We start from the raw sequence: 17,520 nt of genomic DNA, 5'->3' as shown, positions 1-17,520 counted from the left end.
GTTCGTCTCCCGTAGCCGAGGCTGACACCTCCGGGCGTCGAGGGTGCGAATTCCGGGTGAACGACGCGGAGCGTCCCGCGCGGTTTCACGAAGATGGCCGGTAGTGATCCGCCCCTTGCCTCCAGACCGGAGGCGGAAGCTGCGTGGCGGCGCTCCCGACGCGGCGGGAGCGGCGGTCGCTGCCCGCCGTCTCCCTGGGCGAGCCGGCGGGGGCGAGGAACCCGGACAAGCCGCCCGACCAGCACGTTCCCCCGCCCATGAGCGGGGCGGCCCGGTCGGACGGGGCCGGTCGGCGGGCCGCCCCGGCGGCGACGGCAAGCCGCGTGGCGCCGGGGAAGCGGAACGTGCGCGCCTCCCCGGCGTCTCCGGTGAGGGGCTCAGTCGACGGGCAGCAGGAAGCCCTCCTCCACGAGCAGCCGGATCGCCTGCGGGGTGCGGTCCCGCAGTATCACCGGGTCCTCGCCCATCAACTGACCGATCGCGTCGAGGATGCGGCCCGCGCTGAGCGTGCCGTCGCACACACCGGCGAACCCGGCACCGACGTGGTCCACCTTGGTGGCGCGGCGCATGCCCCGGTTCTGCCGGAGCACGACGTGCTCGGGGTCCTCGGCGCCCGGAAGCCCGACCTGCTCCTGCACGACCTCGGGCGCGAGCGTGAACCGGCCGGCGAGGAGGGCCGCGTCGTCGTGACCGCGCAGATAGTCCTGGCGCTCGAAGTGGGCGCGGACGGTGGGTCCGAGGGGCTGCTCGACGGGGTGCGGCCACTCCTCGATGACGATCGAGGGCTCGACGGCGCCGGAGGCCACGGCCTCGTTCCGCCGGATCGTGATCCAGCCGAAGCCCACCGCGCGCGTCTTGCGGGCCTCGAACTCGTCGAGCCAGGCCTCGTACGCCAGCCGGTACGCGTGCGGGTCCCCGCGGTGGTCGCCGCTGTCCCGCAGCCACAGCTCCGCGTACTGGGTGACGTCCTGGACCTCCCGCTGCACGATCCAGGCGTCGCAGCCGCGTGGCACCCAGGACCGCAGCCGCTCCTGCCACTCCTCGCCCTCGACGTGCTGCCAGTTGGCGAGGAACTGGGCGTACCCGCCGTCGTTGAGCCGCTCGCCCGCCTCCTGCACGAGCGTGCGGCACAGGTCGTCGCCGCCCATCCCGCCGTCCCGGTAGGTGAGCCGGGCGCCGGGGGAGATCACGAACGGCGGGTTGGAGACGATCAGGTCGTACGTGTCGCTGTCGACCGGCTCGAACAGCGAGCCCGTGAGCAACTCGGCCTCCCGGGCCCCGGAGAGGGCGAGCGTCAGCCGGGTGAAGTCCAGGGCGCGCGGGTTGAGGTCGGTCGCGGTGACCAGGGTGGCGTGCTGGGCGGCGTGCAGCGCCTGGATGCCGGAGCCGGTGCCGAGGTCGAGCGCGGAGGAGACCGGCGTACGGACCGTGATGCCGGCGAGGGTGGTGGACGCCCCGCCGACGCCGAGGACGACGCCTTCGTCCTTCTTGCCGATGCCCCCGGCTCCGCCGACGGCGCAGCCCAGGTCGGAGACGATGAACCAGTCCTCGCCGTCAGGCCCGCCGTACGGCCGGATGTCGACCGTCGCGGACACGGTGTCGTCCTCGCGGACCACCCAGCCGTCGGCGAGGGCCACGTCGAGCGGGAGCGCGGCGGCGGCCCGGTCGTGCGCGACGGCCTCCTGGAGCAGGAAGAGCCGGACGAGGGTCTCCAGCGGGGAGTCGCCGCGGGTGGCGCGCAGAGCGGGCACGGTCTCGCTCCGGGCGAGCGCCGCGTAGGCGGGGGCGCCGAGCAGGTCGAGCAGCCCGTCGGCGGTGAAGTCGGCGGCGAGCAGGGCCTCGCGCAGACGGGCGGCGTGCGCGGGCACCGGGAGGCGGGGAGGCAGGCTGGTCGTACTCACCGCTCCATTGTGACCGCCGCCACCGACATCGGGGCGGCCGACCCGACGACGGCCGCCGGATCGACGGCTGGCGGGTCGGCGGCCGGCGGGTCGGCGGCCGACGGGTAGGCGGCCGACGGGTAGGCGGCCGGCGAGGAGTCGGGAGCGGCGGCCCTGCCGCCGACCGCGGTCCCGGCCACCTCCGACTCGGGACCCGACCGCCGCCGTGTGCCTGCTACTCGCTCTTGGTCGCCGTGGTCTTCTTGGCCGCCGGCTTCGTGGAGGAGTTCCCTGCGGGCTCGGCGTCCGACCCCTTGTCCGAGTCCGCGGCGGTGGTGCCGGGCTGCGGGGAGGCGGAGCCGGTGGTCTTCGGCGGGGTCGAGGCCGTGGGCTTCTGGCAGCCGGGCTGCTTGGCCATCGCCTGACCCAGCTCGCCGTCCTCCAGTTTGGCCAGGGCGTTCTGGTCCATCTTCTCGATCTTCGTCAGACCGTCGGCGACACCCTGGAGGCCGTCCGCGAACTTCTGCTGGTTCGACGGGTCCAGCGCGTCGACCTGCTTCTTGAGCCCCTCGTACGCCACCGCGGTGGCGTTGAGCTCCTTGATCGCGTCCTGCTGGATCTTCTGGCCGTTCTCGACGGGCGGGACCCCGGCGCTCTCCACGGCCTTGGCCAGCGCCCGGTCGGCGTTGGCGATGTCCTGGAACGCCTTCGAGTCGGCGGCCTGGATCTCGGCGGGCTTGCTGTCCGCAGCCGTCGAGATGATGATCTGATGGGCGTCGGCCCGCTTCTGGATCTGAGGCTTCGCCTGATCGCAGAACGTCTTCGCCCAGTCACCCACCTTGTCGCCCTCGTCGTCGCTGCAACCCGACAGCACGAGCACCAGTACCGCGCCGCCGGACAGTGCGGCCGCAAGCTTCTTGTTCACCGGATCGGTCCCTTCCAAGGCTCTCGGCCCCGGAACATACACGCCGAACGGGCTACTTCCACCTTTCGTACGACTGATTCACCCCGGATTGCAGCCTTTTGAACCAAGGGAGACACCTCACACCCACCTCGGAAACCTCCGGGAATGAGACAGACGCCACGTCAGGAGACCCGGCGTCAGGACACGGTCACCGACCGCCTCTTGGAGGCTCGGACCGCGGCGACGATGACGAGCAGCGCGACCGCGGCGACCGCCGCCCGCAGCCCGGCACTGGCGTCGTCCCCGTAGCCGAACCGTACGACCGCCGGGGCGATGAGCAGCGCCACCAGGTTCATCACCTTCAGGAGCGGGTTGATCGCCGGGCCCGCGGTGTCCTTGAACGGGTCTCCGACCGTGTCGCCGATGACGGTCGCCTCGTGCGCCTCGCTGCCCTTGCCGCCGTGGTTCCCGTCCTCGACCAGCTTCTTCGCGTTGTCCCAGGCGCCACCGGAGTTGGCGAGGAAGACCGCCATCAGCGCGCCCGTGCCGATCGCTCCGGCGAGGTACGCGCCGAGGGCGCCGACGCCGAGCGCGAAGCCGACGGCGATCGGCGCCATCACGGCGAGCAGCCCGGGCGTGGCGAGTTCACGCAGCGCGTCCCTGGTGCAGATGTCGACGACCCGTCCGTACTCCGGCTTCTCGGTGTGGTCCATGATCCCGGGATGCTCGCGGAACTGCCGCCGCACCTCGTACACCACCGATCCCGCCGACCGGGACACGGCGTTGATCGCGAGCCCCGAGAAGAGGAAGACGACCGCGGAGCCGAGGATCAGGCCGAAGAGGTTGTTGGGCTGTGAGATGTCCATCGAGAGCGTCAACTCGCCCGCCTTCGCGCCGACCTCGGCGACCGAGGTCGCGATGGCGTCCCGGTACGAGCCGAACAGGGCCGAGGCCGCGAGGACGGCGGTGGCGATGGCGATGCCCTTGGTGATGGCCTTCGTCGTGTTGCCGACGGCGTCCAGTTCGGTGAGGACCCGGGCCCCCGCGCCCTGGACGTCCCCGGACATCTCCGCGATGCCCTGGGCGTTGTCGGCGACCGGTCCGAAGGTGTCCATGGCGACGATCACCCCGACGGTCGTGAGCAGGCCCGTACCGGCGAGGGCGACCGCGAACAGCGCCAGCATGATCGAGCCGCCGCCGAGGAGGAACGCCCCGTACACGGTGAGCCCGATCAGGAGGGCCGTGTAGACGGCGGACTCCATGCCGAGGGCCACGCCCGCGAGGACGACGGTCGCGGGGCCGGTGAGCGAGGACTTGCCGATGTCCCTGACCGGCCGCCGGCTCGTCTCCGTGAAGTAGCCGGTGAGCTGCTGGATGAGGGCGGCGAGGACGATGCCGAGGGCGACCGCGACCAGGGCGAGGACCCGGGGGTCGCCCGCGTGGTCGCCGATGCCCGGCTCGGTGACGCCCTGGAGTTCGGCGTACGAGGACGGCAGGTACACGAAGGCGGCGACGGCGACCCCGACGAGCGAGATCACCGCCGAGACGAGGAAGCCGCGGTTGATCGCGCTCATTCCGCCGCGGTCGGCGCGCCGCGGGGAGACCGCGAAGATGCCGATGACGGCGGTGACCACGCCGATCGCCGGCACGATCAGGGGGAACGCGAGGCCGTGGTCGCCGAAGGCCGCCTTGCCGAGGATGAGCGCGGCGACCAAGGTCACGGCGTACGACTCGAAGAGGTCGGCGGCCATGCCCGCGCAGTCGCCGACGTTGTCGCCCACGTTGTCGGCGATCGTGGCGGCGTTGCGCGGGTCGTCCTCCGGGATGCCCTGCTCGACCTTGCCGACGAGGTCGGCGCCGACGTCGGCGGCCTTGGTGAAGATGCCGCCGCCCACCCGCATGAACATGGCGATGAGCGCGGCGCCGAGGCCGAATCCCTCGAGGACCTTGGGCGCGTCGGCGGCGTAGACGAGGACGACACAGGCGACGCCGAGCAGGCCGAGGCCGACCGTGCACATGCCGACGACGCCGCCGGTACGGAACGCGATCCGCATGGCCCGGTGCGCGACCTCGGACAGGCCCTTCTCCGGTTCGCCCGGCGCGGGAGTGGCCTCCCTGGCCGCTGCGGCGACCCGGACGTTGGCCCGTACGGCGAGCCGCATGCCGATGTACCCGGTGACCGCCGAGAACAGGGCTCCGACCAGGAAGAACAGGGAGCGTCCTGCGCGCTGCGACCAGTTGTCGGCGGGCAGCAGCATCAGCAGGAAGAACACGGCGGCCGCGAAGACGGCGACGGTCCGCAGCTGCCGTGCGAGGTAGGCGTTGGCCCCCTCCTGCACGGCCGCGGCGATCTCCCTCATCCTCTCGGTGCCCTCACCGGCCCTGAGCACCTGGTGGACGAGGAGCCGGGCGACGACCAGCGCGGCGAGGGCGACGGCGCCGACGACGTACACGATCGTCCGGTTCCCGCTCGTGAGCACCGCCGCGGCGAGAGAAGTGGCGTACATGGGGACGGATCATAGGGAGACGAACCGGTACAGACGGGGACCCGGTGGACCCCCCGCGCGGATGCACCAATCCCGGGGCGGCGGGGCGGCGGGGGGGCTTGCGGCAGCACGAGAAGAGGCCCCGCGGGAGCGGGGCCTCTTCTCGTGCTGCTTCGTACCTCTGTTCGGGTCAGGACAGGATGTCCGCCGAACTCACCGGCCAGGTCATCCGGATCGTGCCGCCGTCCTCGCCGGCGCTCACCTCGACGTCGTCGACGAGCCCGCGGATCACTGCGAGCCCCATCTCGTCCTCGCCGTCGGCGTCGTCGAAGTCCTCGACCGGAGCCGCGGACCGCGCGCCGGGGACACCGGCGGCATCGGCCGCCGCGACCCCCGCACCGGGCACCTCGTCACCGACCTCGATGGAGAACGTCTTCTCCTCCTCGGTCAGCACGACCCGGATGGGGGTCGTGACGTCGTTGCTGCGGTGCAGCCCGACCGCACGGGAACAGGCCTCACCCACGGCGAGACGCACCTCGTCGAGGACCGCCTCGTCGACACCGGCCCGGCGCGCCACCGCGGCCGCCACCAGGCGGGCCGTGCGGACGTGCTCGGGCTGAGCGCTGAAGCGGAGTTCAACGGTGGCCATGCGAACCCCCTGGGCTCAGTCGACGGCGTTGACGGCCTCGTCGACCGAGGTGTGGATCGGGAACACCTTGGTGAGACCCGTGATCCGGAAAATCTTCAGAATGCGCTCCTGGTTGCAGACCAGACGCAGCGAGCCCTCGTGCGCGCGGACGCGCTTCAGCCCACCGACGAGCACGCCGAGCCCGGTGGAGTCGAGGAAGTCCACGCCCTCCATGTCGACGACCAGGTGGTAGCTGCCGTCGTTCACCAACTCGACCAACTGCTCGCGCAGCTTGGGCGCGGTATACACATCAATCTCGCCACCGACCTCGACGACCGTACGGTCGCCACCAGCGCCGGACACATTGCGAGTCGACAGGGACAGGTCCACGGATCCTCCAGCACCTTGCTATCGAACGATCGTCCCCCGGGGTCTCCCGGACGGAGTCAGGGAACTGATCGTCAGCCGCGATGGCATTCAATCACTTACCAGCAGCCATGCACGACGCCTTGGAAGCATTGTCCGTCATGGCAGTGACACACTCGGTGCCGATGGCCAAGAATCACCGCCCCAGTCGTCCAGCCGGGAACACGGGCAACCGACCCTCCCCCGGCATGGTCCTCGACCGGCTCTCGTCGGGCGAGAGCCGGGCCGCGCGCATCACTCATACGGAGCACATGCCCGCCCGGGCGGGCCGTCATGCAGTCTGGCCGCACCGCATCCGTCCGGAGGTGATCGCGGCGATCGAGGCGGCCGGGATCGAGCACCCCTGGGCGCATCAGGCGGAGGCGGCGGAGCACGCCCTGGACGGCGAGTCCGTGGTGATCGCCACCGGTACCGCGTCGGGCAAGTCGCTCGCCTACCTCGCCCCGGTCCTCAGCACCCTCCTGGACGGCGCCGAGGCCCCGAACGGGCGTGGCGCCACCGCCCTGTACCTCTCGCCCACCAAGGCCCTCGCCGCCGACCAGCGGCGCGCCGTGCGGGAGCTGGCCGCCCCGCTCGGCAACCGGATCCGCCCCGCCGTCTACGACGGCGACACCCCGGTCGAGGAGCGCGAATGGGTCCGGCAGTACGCGAACTACGTGCTGACCAACCCCGACATGCTGCACCGGGGCATACTCCCGTCCCACCCCAGGTGGTCCTCCTTCCTGCGCTCCCTGCGCTACGTCGTGATCGACGAGTGCCACACCTACCGGGGCGTCTTCGGCTCCCACGTCGCCCAGGTGCTGCGGCGACTGCGCCGGATCTGCGCCCGGTACGGCTCCGAGCCGGTCTTCCTCCTCGCCTCCGCCACCTCCGCCGAACCCGCCCTGGCCGCCGGCCGCCTCACGGGGCTCCCGATCACCGAGGTCTCCGACGACGCCTCCCCGCGCGGCGAGCTGGTCTTCGCCCTGTGGGAGCCGCCGCTGACCGAGCTGCACGGCGAGCGCGGCGCGCCCGTGCGCCGCACCGCCACCGCCGAGACCGCGGACCTGCTGACCGACCTGACCCGGCAGGGCGTCCGCTCGGTCGCCTTCGTCCGCTCCCGGCGCGGCGCCGAACTGATCTCGGTGATCGCCCAGGAACGGCTCGCCGAGACCGACCGCGCCCTCGCCCGGCGTGTCGCCGCCTACCGGGGCGGCTACCTGCCCGAGGAGCGCCGGGCCCTGGAGCGGGCCCTGCACTCCGGCGAGCTCCTCGGCCTGGCCGCCACGACCGCCCTCGAGCTGGGCGTGGACGTCTCGGGCCTGGACGCGGTCCTGATCGCCGGTTATCCGGGCACCAGGGCGTCCCTGTGGCAGCAGGCGGGTCGCGCCGGCCGTTCGGGCGAGGGCGCCCTCGCGATCCTCATCGCCCGCGACGACCCGCTGGACACCTTCCTGGTCCACCACCCGGAGGCGATCTTCGACCAGCCGGTCGAGTCGACCGTCCTGGACCCCGACAACCCCTACGTCCTCGCCCCCCATCTGTGCGCCGCCGCCGCGGAGCTCCCGCTGACCGAGCCGGACCTGGCCCTCTTCGGCCCGGCAGTCCCCGACCTGCTGCCCCAGCTGGAGAGCGCCGGCCTACTGCGCCGCCGCTCCACCGGCTGGTACTGGACCCGCCGCGAGCGGGCCGCCGACCTCACCGACATCCGGGGCGGCGGCGGCAGCCCCGTCCGGATCGTCGAGGCCGGCACCGGCCGGCTGCTCGGCACCGTCGACGAGGCCGCCTCCCACACCGCCGTCCACGAAGGCGCCGTCCACCTCCACCAGGGCCGCACCTATCTGGTGCGGGAGCTCGACCTCAAGGACTCCGTGGCCCTCGTGGAGGAGGCCGTCCCGCCGTACTCCACCACCGCCCGCGACACCACCTCCATCACCGTCCTGGACACCGAGACCGAGATCCCCTGGGGGTCCGGACGTCTCTGCTTCGGTTCCGTCGAGGTCACCAACCAGGTCGTCTCCTTCCTGCGCCGCCGCCTGATCACGGGCGAGGTGCTCGGCGAGACCAAGCTCGACCTGCCGCCCCGCACACTGCGCACCCGGGCGGTCTGGTGGACGGTCACGGAGGACCAGCTCGACGCCGCCCGGATCACCCCGGAGATCCTCGGCGGCGCCCTGCACGCCGCCGAGCACGCCTCCATCGGCATGCTGCCGCTGTTCGCCACCTGCGACCGCTGGGACATCGGCGGCGTCTCCGTACCGCTCCATCCCGACACCCTGCTGCCCACCGTCTTCGTGTACGACGGCCACCCCGGCGGTGCGGGCTTCGCCGAACGCGCCTTCCACACCGCCCGCGCCTGGCTGGCGGCCACCCGGGAGGCCATCGCCTCCTGCGAGTGCGAGGCGGGCTGCCCCTCCTGCATCCAGTCCCCGAAGTGCGGCAACGGCAACGATCCGCTCCACAAGCGGGGCGCGGTGCGCCTCCTCACGGAGATCCTCCGGGAGGCCCCGGGAGGCGGCCCGGAGGCTGCCGGGCCCCCGGAAGCCCCTGTGGCTCCTGAGGCCCCGCCCGCGACCTGACCTCGGGCCGGTAGGGGCCGGCGGCGACCCTGGCCGTCACCTCCGCGATCTCGCCCCGCACCGCGCACCCCACCACCTCGGCGCGCTGCGCGCCGGCCACCCGGGATGCGGCGGCGCACGCCTCGGCCTCGCCCCACAGGGCACGGTCGGCGGCGGCGAGGGCGGCCAGGTCGGCGGCCCCGCCGGCCCGGTGCCGGGCCGCCACGGCCTGCCCGAGCGCGAGCACCACCCCGAACACCACGCAGAGCGCACAGGCCCCGAACGCCACCCACATGGTCGCCGCACCCTGGTCGGACCGCCAACGGCTACGACCGCCAGTACGACCGCCGGCCGTCACGACGGCCCCCCTGGCTCCGGGCCCCCGGCCGCCCCACCACCGATCGCCGTGTCCTCGGCGAGGGCCGCCGCGTCCGCTCTCAGGGTGAGCCCCATGCCCCCGGGGCCCGGGGCGGCGGCCTCCACCGTCACCCGCCACAGCTCCCCCGACCGCGTCACCGACACCCGGGCGCCCTCGGGCGCCGCGGTCCGGGCCGCCGCCTCGGCGGCGGGCGCCGGCTCGGCGCGGGCCGCGGCCCGCGCCCCGGCCCGTGCCGCGTCCACGCACCGGATCTGCGCGGCGGCCGCCGCGAGCGCCCAGAGCAGCGTCACCGTGAACAGCGCGAGGACGGGCAACACCATCGCCGCCTCCACGGTCACGAAACCCCGGTCAGAACGGCGCATCGAGAGCCTTCCCGATCACCGACTCCAGTGCGGCCGAGACCGCCCCACTGGTCACGATCTTGTACAGCACCGCGGCGAACCCCGCCGCCGCGATGGTTCCCACCGCGTACTCGGACGTGGTCATCCCCGCGTCGCGGCGCGCGGCCGCCCGCCGCTCCCGCCACCAACCGCACACCTTCGCCCTGCCTGCCATGCCGACCTCCTCGAATCGTCGTGTGTCTTCCGCGTCTCGTCCTGCCTCGCCGTTCATCCGTCCAGGAGTCCCGTCGCGAGGCCGATCACCACCGGGGCCACCCCCACCGCCAGGAAGGCGGGCAGGAAGCAGAGCCCCACGGGGGCGCTGATCAGCACCTGCGCCCGGCGCGCTCTGGCCTCCGCCGCCCGGGCACGCGCCGACCGCAGCGCCGCCGCGTGCCGGGCGACGGCCTCGGCGGCGGGTGCCCCCGAGGAACCGGCCCGTTCCATGCAGCGGGCCAGCGCCGCGGCGCCCGGCAGCGCGCCGAACCTCCGCCACACCTCGGCCGGTTCACCACCGAGCCGAAGCTCGGCCGCCGTACGGTTCAGGCGCTCGCCCAACGGGCCGCCCAGGGACCGGCCGACGGCCTCCGCCGCCTCCCCCGGCCCGGCACCGGCCGAGGCGCAGGCCGCCAACAGATCGGCAGCGAGCGGAAGATGGCGTGCCACCTCCTCGCCGTCGACCGGCCGTGAGGCTCTCCTCACCGCTCCCCGCCGCAGCCCGGCCATCACCAGGCCACCGGCGAACAGGCCGCCGAGCCATCCGAACATCACCCATCCGAGGCCGACCGCCCCGAGTGACGCCACCCCGTGCCCCAGCCACGACGGCACCCCGGACCGGCCCTTACGGGCCCGTGCGACCGGCGCCGGGAGAAGGCCTCCCAACCGCCGCCGCATTCCTCTCGCCCGGCGCCCGCCGACCACCTCCCGGGCGGCCTGCGCACCGCAGACCAGCGCCAGGACCACGAGTCCCGCCACCTGAAACGCCCCGATCACGCCCGCTCCCCTCCTCGTACGATCCGGGCGGCCCACCACAGCCCGACCGCCTCAAGAGCCCCGCCCACGGCGAGGCAGCCCAGGCCCGCCGGCGTGTGCAGCAGCACCCGCAGCGGGTCGGCACCCAGCGCGGTGCCGAGGGCGATCCCGGCCACCGGGAGCAGCGCGAGCACCGCCACCGTCGCCCAGGCACCGGCCAGTTCGGCCCGCAGCCGTTCCCGCTGCTCGCGGTGGTCCCGCAGGGCCGCTTCGAGCCGGTCGAGCCCGGCGGCGAGGCCCGCGCCCCCGTCCACGGCCACCTGCCAGCAGGCCGCCATGCCCGCGAGTCCCTCGGCGCCGTCCTGTACCGCGGCCTTCCGCAGCGCGTCCGGCACGTCCCCGCCGAAGCGGGCCGCCGCGAGCACCGCCGCCTCCTCACCGCCCAGCGCGCCCGTCTCCCGGGCCGCGAAGGCCAGCGCCTGCGCGGGCTGCCACCCGGCCCTCAGCTCCCCGACGACCGCCCCGCACAGGGCCGCCACCCGCTCGGCCCGCGCCTCACGCCCCTTCCGGCGCTCGGCCGCCCGCAGCCGCCGCCCCACCACCGGCACCGCGACCGCCCCCGCCACGAGCGGCAGCGGCGACTCACCGAGCAGCGCGAGGACCCCCGCCGCAGGCAGGCACAACCACGCACGCCGGCCGCGGGCCACCGCCCACCAGCGCGCGGCCACGGCCCGCCACGCCACCCCCGGGCCGCCGGGAACGCCACGCTCACCAGGTCCGCCCCGTACCAGCACGGCCCTCGCCCTGCCCATCGCGCGCCGCCGGTCGGCCGCGCCCCACAGCGCGAGAGCCGCGCAGAGTGCCGCCAGCCCGTGGGCCAGGGCCCGTACCGGCACCGGTTCCGCCGTCACCACGCTCCCCCTCCGATCAGCGACCGCAGCCGCTCCCAGCCCCGGTCCCGCTCGAACCCGGCCGCGCCCCACCGCAGCGCGGGAACCGTCCGTACGAGGCCGTCCTGGTCCCGCTCCAGGACGTGCACCTCCGCGATCCGCCGCCGTCCGTCCCGGTCCCGGGCCAGGTGCAGCACGACCGAAAGGCCGGCTCCCAACTGGCTGTGCAGGGCGGCCCGGTCGAGCCCCGCGGCCGTGCCCAGGGCTTCGAGCCGCGCCGGCACGTCGGCGGCGGTGTTGGCATGAAGAGTTCCCGAGCCGCCTTCATGGCCCGTGTTGAGGGCGGCGAGGAGGTCCACGGCCTCGCCGCCCCTGACCTCGCCGACCACGAGCCGGTCGGGCCGCATCCGCAGCGCCTGGCGGACCAGGTCCCGGAGGGTCACGAGGCCTGCGCCCTCCTGGTTCGCGGGCCGCGCCTCAAGGCGCACCACGTGCGGGTGGTCCGGCCTCAGCTCCGCCGAGTCCTCGGCGAGCACGATCCGCTCCCGCTCTCCCACCAGGCCGAGCAAGGAGGCGAGCAGCGTCGTCTTCCCCGTCCCCGTGCCGCCACTGACCAGGTACGACACCCGGGCGTCGATCAGGGCGCGCAGGATCGGGGCGCCGCCCGGCGGCACCGTGCCCGCCGCCGCCAGCTCCTCCAGGGTGAAGGCGCGGGGCCGTACCACCCGCAGCGACAGGCAGGTCGAGCCGACCGCCACCGGCGGCAGCACGGCGTGCATCCGGGTGCCGTCGGGCAGGCGTGCGTCCACCCAGGGCCGGGCGTCGTCGAGCCTGCGTCCGGCCACCGCCGCGAGCCGCTGGGCGAGCCTCCGTACCGCCGCGGTGTCGGGAAAGGACACGGGGGCCCGTTCGAGTCCGGTTCCCCGGTCCACCCACACCCGGTCGGGCGCCGAGACCAGGACGTCGGTGACGGCCGGGTCGGCGAGCAGCGGTTCGAGCGGGCCGGTGCCGATCAGTTCGCACCGCAACGCCTCTGCGGCCCCGAGCACTTCCGCGTCACCGAGCAGCCGCCCCTGGGCGCGTAGGGCCGCCGCGACCCGCGCCGGGGTGGGCTCGGACCCGCTGGCCGCGAGACGCTGCCGTACGGCGTCGAGCAGCCCCGCGCCTCCACCGGCGCCTCCCGCCCCGGTCACGCCGCACCGCCGGGGCCGAGGGCGCACGCCCAGAAGGCGTCGCAGAACCGGCCGAGCGGTCCACGGGGCTCCGCGCCCGGCGGCACGCCCGCGTCCTGGTCGGCCACGATCCCCGGGTCGTAGGGGAGTTCACCGGCGAGCGGCAGCCGCAGCGCGTCGGCGACCCATCGGTCGTCGAGCCCCGCCGCGTACGGCCCCCGGACCACGGCCCGCAGGTCACGCACGTGCATGGAGAGCGTCGAGGCCACCCGGTGGGCGGCCGCGACGGCCCGCAACTCGCCGGGAACGACGAGCAGTCCGAGGTCGAGCTGGGCGAGGGCCTCGGTGGCCGCCGCGTCGGCTCCGCGCGGCAGGTCGACCACCACGACTCCGCCACGGCGACGGGCCGCGGCGAGCACGGACCTGACGGCTTCGGACGGCACAGGCGCCGCGGGCTCCCTGCCCCAGCTGAGCACCCGGACCCCCCGCACGGACGGCAGGGACTCCTCCAGGGCGCCGCCGGCGAGACGGCCCTTGGAGGCGGCGAAGTCGGGCCATCGTCTGCCCTCCTCGCGCTCGCCGCCGAGCAACACGTCGAGTCCCCCGCCGAGCGGGTCGCCGTCGACGAGCAGGGTCCGCCGCCCGGTCCGCGCGGCGGCGAGCGCGAGCCCGCAGGCCAGGGTGGAGGCGCCCGCGCCTCCTCGCCCGCCGACGACGCCGACGGTCAGCGCCTGCCGGCCCACGCCCTCGGCCGCGTCGGCGATGCGGTCGACGAGCAGACCTTCGGCGTCCGGCAGCCGCAGCACGCACTCCGCGCCGATCTCGACGGCCAGCCGCCACACTCCCGGGTCGTCCCGGTCACGGCTGACGAGGACGGTCCCCGGGCGGCGCGCCACTCCCCGACAGCGGGCCGCGGCGTCGTCGCCGACCAGGACGAGCGGGGGATCGGTCCAGCTCGCCCGCCGCTCCGGCACCCGATGGTGGACCTCGGGCTCGACCCCGGCCGCCGCGCACAGGCGCAGGAGGTCGTCGAGCAGCCCGAGGTCCTCCGTGACGATCAGCGGCCCCGTCCGGCGCGGCTCGTCGGCGCCGGGCGCGTCAGGTCCGCTCGGCGGGGAAGTCCGGGCCCTCCCGCCGGCCCCCGGAGTCCTGGTTGCCTCCATGCCACACACCCCTCTCGTGATTCCTGTCGTTCGCGAACTTCGCGACAGGAATCACCGTGGGGCCGTGCCGAGAATCCTGGGGATCTTGCCGAAAAACTGGGGATATCCGAAGCCCTGTGAATAACTTCGTCACCCGCCTTGGGGACTGCCCGGAACGCAGCCTGCCGGTTACTGTGAGTGATGAATCGAGGGTCCGGTCGGGCCTCGGCCGAATCGCGGCCGACGGCCGGAAAGAAGGGAGCGAACGATGTCCCACAGCGCCAAAACGGCTCCGGACATGCGACGACCCCCGCCGGGGGGGAGAGCGGGGGTCGTCTTTCCGGCCGACTCGGGGGGGGAGGAGCCGGGCCGGGTTAGCACGGTCGCGAACGATCCGTGACTTCCATGGTGTACCCGAGAGCCTTCTCAGGCAAACCCACGCGCCCCAGCGTACGCCGAATGGCGGCCACCTATGCTCAGGCTTGTGGAAAACCACTCCTTGCCGCGCACAGCCGCCTTCTTTGACCTGGACAAGACGGTCATTGCGAAGTCCTCGACGCTCACCTTCAGCAAGTCCTTCTACCGGGGCGGACTGATCAGCCGCCGCGCCGCCCTGCGGACGGCCTACATCCAGTTCGTCTTCCTGGCGGGCGGGGCCGACCACGACCAGATGGAGCGGATGCGCGAATATCTCTCCGCGCTCTGCAAAGGCTGGAACGTCGCCCAGGTGAAGGAGCTCGTCGCCGAGACCCTGCATGACCTGATCGACCCGATCATCTACGACGAGGCGGCCTCCCTCATCGAGGACCACCACGCCGCCGGCCGGGACGTCGTCATCGTCTCGACCTCCGGCGCCGAGGTCGTCGAGCCGATCGGCGAGATGCTCGGGGCCGACCGGGTCGTCGCCACCCGCATGGTGGTCGGCGAGGACGGCTGCTTCACCGGTGAGGTGGAGTACTACGCGTACGGGCCGACGAAGGCCGAGGCGGTACGGGAGCTGGCGGTGTCGGAGGGGTACGACCTCTCGCGCTGCTACGCCTACAGCGATTCGGCGACCGACATCCCCATGCTGGAGGCCGTCGGCCACCCGTACGCGGTCAACCCCGACCGGGCGCTGCGCCGCGAGGCCGCGGCCCGGGAATGGCCGGTTCTCGCCTTCGAGAAGCCGGTACGGCTCAAGCAGCGGCTGCCCGAGTTCCGGATGCCGCCACGGCCCACCCTCGTCGCAGCGGCGGCCGTCGGTGCGGCCGCCGTGGGCGCCGGACTCGTCTGGTACGCCTCACGGCGGAGGCAGGCCGCCCTCGCCCATCGGCTCGCGGATGACTTTGCCCGTATTTGAGCAATGAGCAGAGAAGTGGAGCCAGCACTTTCGCTTCTACTCCGAGAGGAGTAGAAAGGAATCAGGCCCGCGAGACCGAGGACATCCGAGAGGATCACCTGTTGAGCATGAAGGCCCCACGGACCTAGCACCGAAACCGGGCACCCACGCGACGTCGACCCGTCGATTACGGGCCAGCCGCACCAGGCCACGGGCAAAGTTCCCGGCCTGATGGGCACATATCGAGGACGCTTGGTAACTGGGTGGACGTGCCAGCGGCGGTACCGAAGGTTGGTACCGCCGCAACCCTTTGTCCGGCCGATCCTCGCGCCAGGCCGGCCCTCGCGTCAGGCCGCGCCGCGCTGAAGCGCCTCGCAGACGGCCGTCGACTCCCGCACACCCAGCTCCACCGAGCGCCCGCAGTGGGCGATCCAGCCCCCCACGCCCTCCGGCGTCCCCGCCAGGTACCCCTCGAACGCGGCGAGGTAGGCGGCCCGGCCCTGCTCCGCGTGACCGACCTCCGCCGGGCAGATCGCCTTCGGGTCGAGACCGCTGCCGACCAGGACGATCCGCTCGGCCGCCCGCGCGACCAGGCCGTTGTACGAGGTGAAGGGGCGCAGCGCGAGCAGCTCGCCGTGCACCACGGCCGCCGTCACGAGCGCGGGAGCGTCGCCGCCCGCGACGATCAGCTCCGCGAGGCCGTCGAGGCGGCCCGCGACCTCGGTGGGGGACGGCGCCGGGGTCTCGATCAGCGGTTCGTCGACCGCCTCGCCGTCCAGCCGGGGCCGCCCCACCGATTCGCCCGGCTCGCCCGCGGCGACCAGGTGGAGCCGGGCGAGCACCCGCAGCGGCGACTGGCGCCAGATGGTGAGCAGCTGCCCGGCCTCGGCGCCGAGCCGCAGGGCGGCTCCGACCGTGCGGGCCTCGGGTTCGGAGCCGAAGTCGGTGCGGCGTCGGACCTCTTCCAGGGCCCAGTCGGCGCCGGACAGCGCGGCCGAGCCGCGGGCGCCGCGCAGGGCCGCCTCGGACGAGATCTCGTTGCTGCGGCGGCGCATCACACGGTGGCCGTAGACCCGGTCGACGGCCTTGCGTACGGAGTCCACCGCGTCGGCGACGCCCGGCAGGGAGCCGAGGGCGGCCAAGGGGTCAGAGGCGTGCGTACTCATAAGTAGGGAGGCTACGCGCCCCGGGGCTTCGCCCCACGATGGAGTGGTCTTCTTCACGCACCTTGACCACGGCGCGCGTCCGTGCCACTACGCTAGGTGAACATGAAGATCGCTTTCGTGGGGAAGGGCGGCAGCGGTAAGACCACGCTGTCCTCGCTCTTCATCCGCCACCTCGCCGCCAACGAAGCCCCGGTCGTAGCCGTCGACGCCGACATCAACCAGCACCTGGGCGCCGCGCTCGGGCTGCCCGACGCGGAGGCCGCCGCGCTGCCCGCGATGGGCGCGCATCTGCCGCTCATCAAGGAGTACCTGCGGGGCTCCAACCCGCGGATCGTCTCCGCCGACACGATGATCAAGACGACGCCGCCCGGGGAGGGTTCACGGCTGCTGCGGGTCCGCGAGGAGAACCCGGTGTACGAGGCCTGCGCACGGCCGGTCCGGCTCGACGACGGCGAGATCCGCCTGATGGCGACCGGTCCCTTCACGGAGTCGGACCTCGGGGTGGCCTGCTACCACTCCAAGGTCGGCGCGGTGGAGCTGTGCCTCAACCACCTGGTCGACGGCGCCGACGAGTACGTGGTCGTCGACATGACCGCGGGCTCGGACTCCTTCGCCTCCGGTCTCTTCACCCGCTTCGACATGACCTTCCTCGTCGCGGAGCCGACCCGCAAGGGCGTCTCGGTCTACCGCCAGTACAAGGAGTACGCCCGGGACTTCGGCGTCGCGCTCAAGGTCGTCGGCAACAAGGTGCAGGGCGCGGACGACCTCGACTTCCTGCGCGCGGAGGTCGGCGACGACCTGCTCGTGACGGTGGGCCACTCGGACTGGGTCCGCGCGATGGAGAAGGGCCGCCCCCCGCGCTTCGAGCTCCTGGAGGTGGAGAACCGGATGTCGCTCCAGGCCCTCCAGGACGCGGCGGACGACTCGTACGCCGACCGCGACTGGGAGCGCTACACGCGCCAGATGGTCCACTTCCACCTCCGCAACGCGGAGAGCTGGGGCAACGCCAAAACTGGGGCCGACCTGGCGGCGCAGGTCGACCCCGGGTTCACGCTGGGCGAGCCGATGGCCGTGTCGCAGCTCGGCTGACGACACCCGCAGCCCCACGGCGGACGGAGTCCGACGCAGCACCGCGAAGCCCGGAAGGCGCCCCAGGCGCCGAACGGCGCGAGAGGGGCAGAAAAAGAGGGGCCCGGGGCCGACCTGGCGGCGCAGGTCGACCCCGGGTTCACGCTGTCCG

At 73.7% G+C, this 17,520-nt stretch carries 17 protein-coding genes; 3 read left to right on the top strand and 14 right to left on the bottom strand.

Annotated features, from left to right (window positions below):
* Positions 1-377: 377 nt before the first annotated feature.
* The 6 genes from ABT034_RS19670 to ABT034_RS19645 all read right to left on the bottom strand — a co-directional run bounded on the left by ABT034_RS19670 (position 378) and on the right by ABT034_RS19645 (position 6,288).
* Complete coding sequence (locus tag ABT034_RS19670) at positions 378-1,901, bottom strand: DUF7059 domain-containing protein (protein ID WP_351216803.1); 1,524 nt, start codon at positions 1,899-1,901, stop codon at positions 378-380.
* On the bottom strand, positions 1,898-2,080 hold the full coding sequence (locus ABT034_RS19665; RefSeq protein WP_351216802.1) for a hypothetical protein: 183 nt from the start codon (positions 2,078-2,080) through the stop codon (positions 1,898-1,900). The genes ABT034_RS19670 and ABT034_RS19665 overlap by 4 nt, the downstream gene beginning before the upstream one ends.
* A 35-nt stretch (positions 2,081-2,115) precedes the next feature.
* On the bottom strand, positions 2,116-2,805 hold the full coding sequence (locus tag ABT034_RS19660; RefSeq protein ID WP_351216800.1) for a small secreted protein: 690 nt from the start codon (positions 2,803-2,805) through the stop codon (positions 2,116-2,118).
* A gap of 176 nt (positions 2,806-2,981) precedes the next feature.
* Positions 2,982-5,291, bottom strand: coding sequence for a sodium-translocating pyrophosphatase (locus ABT034_RS19655; RefSeq protein WP_351216798.1), 2,310 nt, complete (start codon positions 5,289-5,291; stop codon positions 2,982-2,984).
* A 169-nt stretch (positions 5,292-5,460) separates the two neighbouring features.
* On the bottom strand, positions 5,461-5,919 hold the full coding sequence (locus tag ABT034_RS19650) for an ATP-binding protein (RefSeq protein WP_351216796.1): 459 nt from the start codon (positions 5,917-5,919) through the stop codon (positions 5,461-5,463).
* A gap of 15 nt (positions 5,920-5,934) precedes the next feature.
* Positions 5,935-6,288, bottom strand: a complete 354-nt coding sequence (locus tag ABT034_RS19645; protein WP_015034520.1) for an STAS domain-containing protein — start codon at positions 6,286-6,288, stop codon at positions 5,935-5,937.
* A gap of 80 nt (positions 6,289-6,368) precedes the next feature.
* Between ABT034_RS19645 and ABT034_RS19640 the strand changes: the two genes are divergently transcribed.
* Positions 6,369-8,882: a DEAD/DEAH box helicase gene (locus ABT034_RS19640; RefSeq protein ID WP_351216795.1), complete on the top strand. Its 2,514-nt coding sequence runs from the start codon at positions 6,369-6,371 to the stop codon at positions 8,880-8,882.
* Here the strand turns inward: ABT034_RS19640 and ABT034_RS19635 are convergent.
* From ABT034_RS19635 to ssd, 7 genes are all read right to left on the bottom strand, one after another.
* Positions 8,788-9,156 (bottom strand): Rv3654c family TadE-like protein, encoded by a 369-nt coding sequence (locus ABT034_RS19635; RefSeq protein WP_351216793.1) that lies wholly within the window; start codon positions 9,154-9,156, stop codon positions 8,788-8,790. The genes ABT034_RS19640 and ABT034_RS19635 overlap by 95 nt on opposite strands.
* Positions 9,157-9,215: 59 nt before the next feature.
* Entirely contained in the window at positions 9,216-9,602 is a 387-nt protein-coding gene (locus ABT034_RS19630) for a TadE family type IV pilus minor pilin (RefSeq protein ID WP_351216791.1), read from the bottom strand.
* On the bottom strand, positions 9,589-9,795 hold the full coding sequence (locus tag ABT034_RS19625; protein WP_351216789.1) for a DUF4244 domain-containing protein: 207 nt from the start codon (positions 9,793-9,795) through the stop codon (positions 9,589-9,591). The genes ABT034_RS19630 and ABT034_RS19625 overlap by 14 nt, the downstream gene beginning before the upstream one ends.
* 53 nt (positions 9,796-9,848) lie before the next feature.
* A complete protein-coding gene (locus ABT034_RS19620; protein WP_351216787.1) occupies positions 9,849-10,613 on the bottom strand; it encodes a type II secretion system F family protein in 765 nt (254 codons plus the stop codon).
* Positions 10,610-11,404 (bottom strand): type II secretion system F family protein, encoded by a 795-nt coding sequence (locus ABT034_RS19615; protein ID WP_351216995.1) that lies wholly within the window; start codon positions 11,402-11,404, stop codon positions 10,610-10,612. Before ABT034_RS19615 ends, ABT034_RS19620 begins: the two co-directional genes overlap by 4 nt.
* 95 nt (positions 11,405-11,499) lie before the next feature.
* On the bottom strand, positions 11,500-12,675 hold the full coding sequence (locus ABT034_RS19610; RefSeq protein WP_351216785.1) for a TadA family conjugal transfer-associated ATPase: 1,176 nt from the start codon (positions 12,673-12,675) through the stop codon (positions 11,500-11,502).
* The gene (ssd, locus tag ABT034_RS19605; RefSeq protein ID WP_351216783.1) at positions 12,672-13,817 is read right to left on the bottom strand and encodes a septum site-determining protein Ssd; all 1,146 of its coding nucleotides are present in this window, start codon (positions 13,815-13,817) and stop codon (positions 12,672-12,674) included. The genes ABT034_RS19610 and ssd overlap by 4 nt, the downstream gene beginning before the upstream one ends.
* A gap of 451 nt (positions 13,818-14,268) precedes the next feature.
* Between ssd and ABT034_RS19600 the strand changes: the two genes are divergently transcribed.
* Positions 14,269-15,135: an HAD-IB family hydrolase gene (locus tag ABT034_RS19600; protein WP_351216781.1), complete on the top strand. Its 867-nt coding sequence runs from the start codon at positions 14,269-14,271 to the stop codon at positions 15,133-15,135.
* A gap of 326 nt (positions 15,136-15,461) precedes the next feature.
* Here the strand turns inward: ABT034_RS19600 and ABT034_RS19595 are convergent, their stop codons facing one another.
* Entirely contained in the window at positions 15,462-16,280 is an 819-nt protein-coding gene (locus ABT034_RS19595; protein WP_351216779.1) for a Fic family protein, read from the bottom strand.
* 102 nt (positions 16,281-16,382) lie between these two features.
* Here ABT034_RS19595 and ABT034_RS19590 point away from each other — a divergent pair, with 102 nt between their 5' ends.
* The gene (locus ABT034_RS19590; RefSeq protein ID WP_351216777.1) at positions 16,383-17,369 is read left to right on the top strand and encodes an ATP-binding protein; all 987 of its coding nucleotides are present in this window, start codon (positions 16,383-16,385) and stop codon (positions 17,367-17,369) included.
* Positions 17,370-17,520 lie beyond the last annotated feature (151 nt).

This window comes from Streptomyces sp. NPDC002773 (genome assembly GCF_040295605.1).
Lineage (GTDB): Bacteria > Actinomycetota > Actinomycetes > Streptomycetales > Streptomycetaceae > Streptomyces.
The sequence above is the reverse complement of the archived record's forward strand: the minus strand, read 5'-3'. Positions and strand labels throughout refer to the sequence as shown.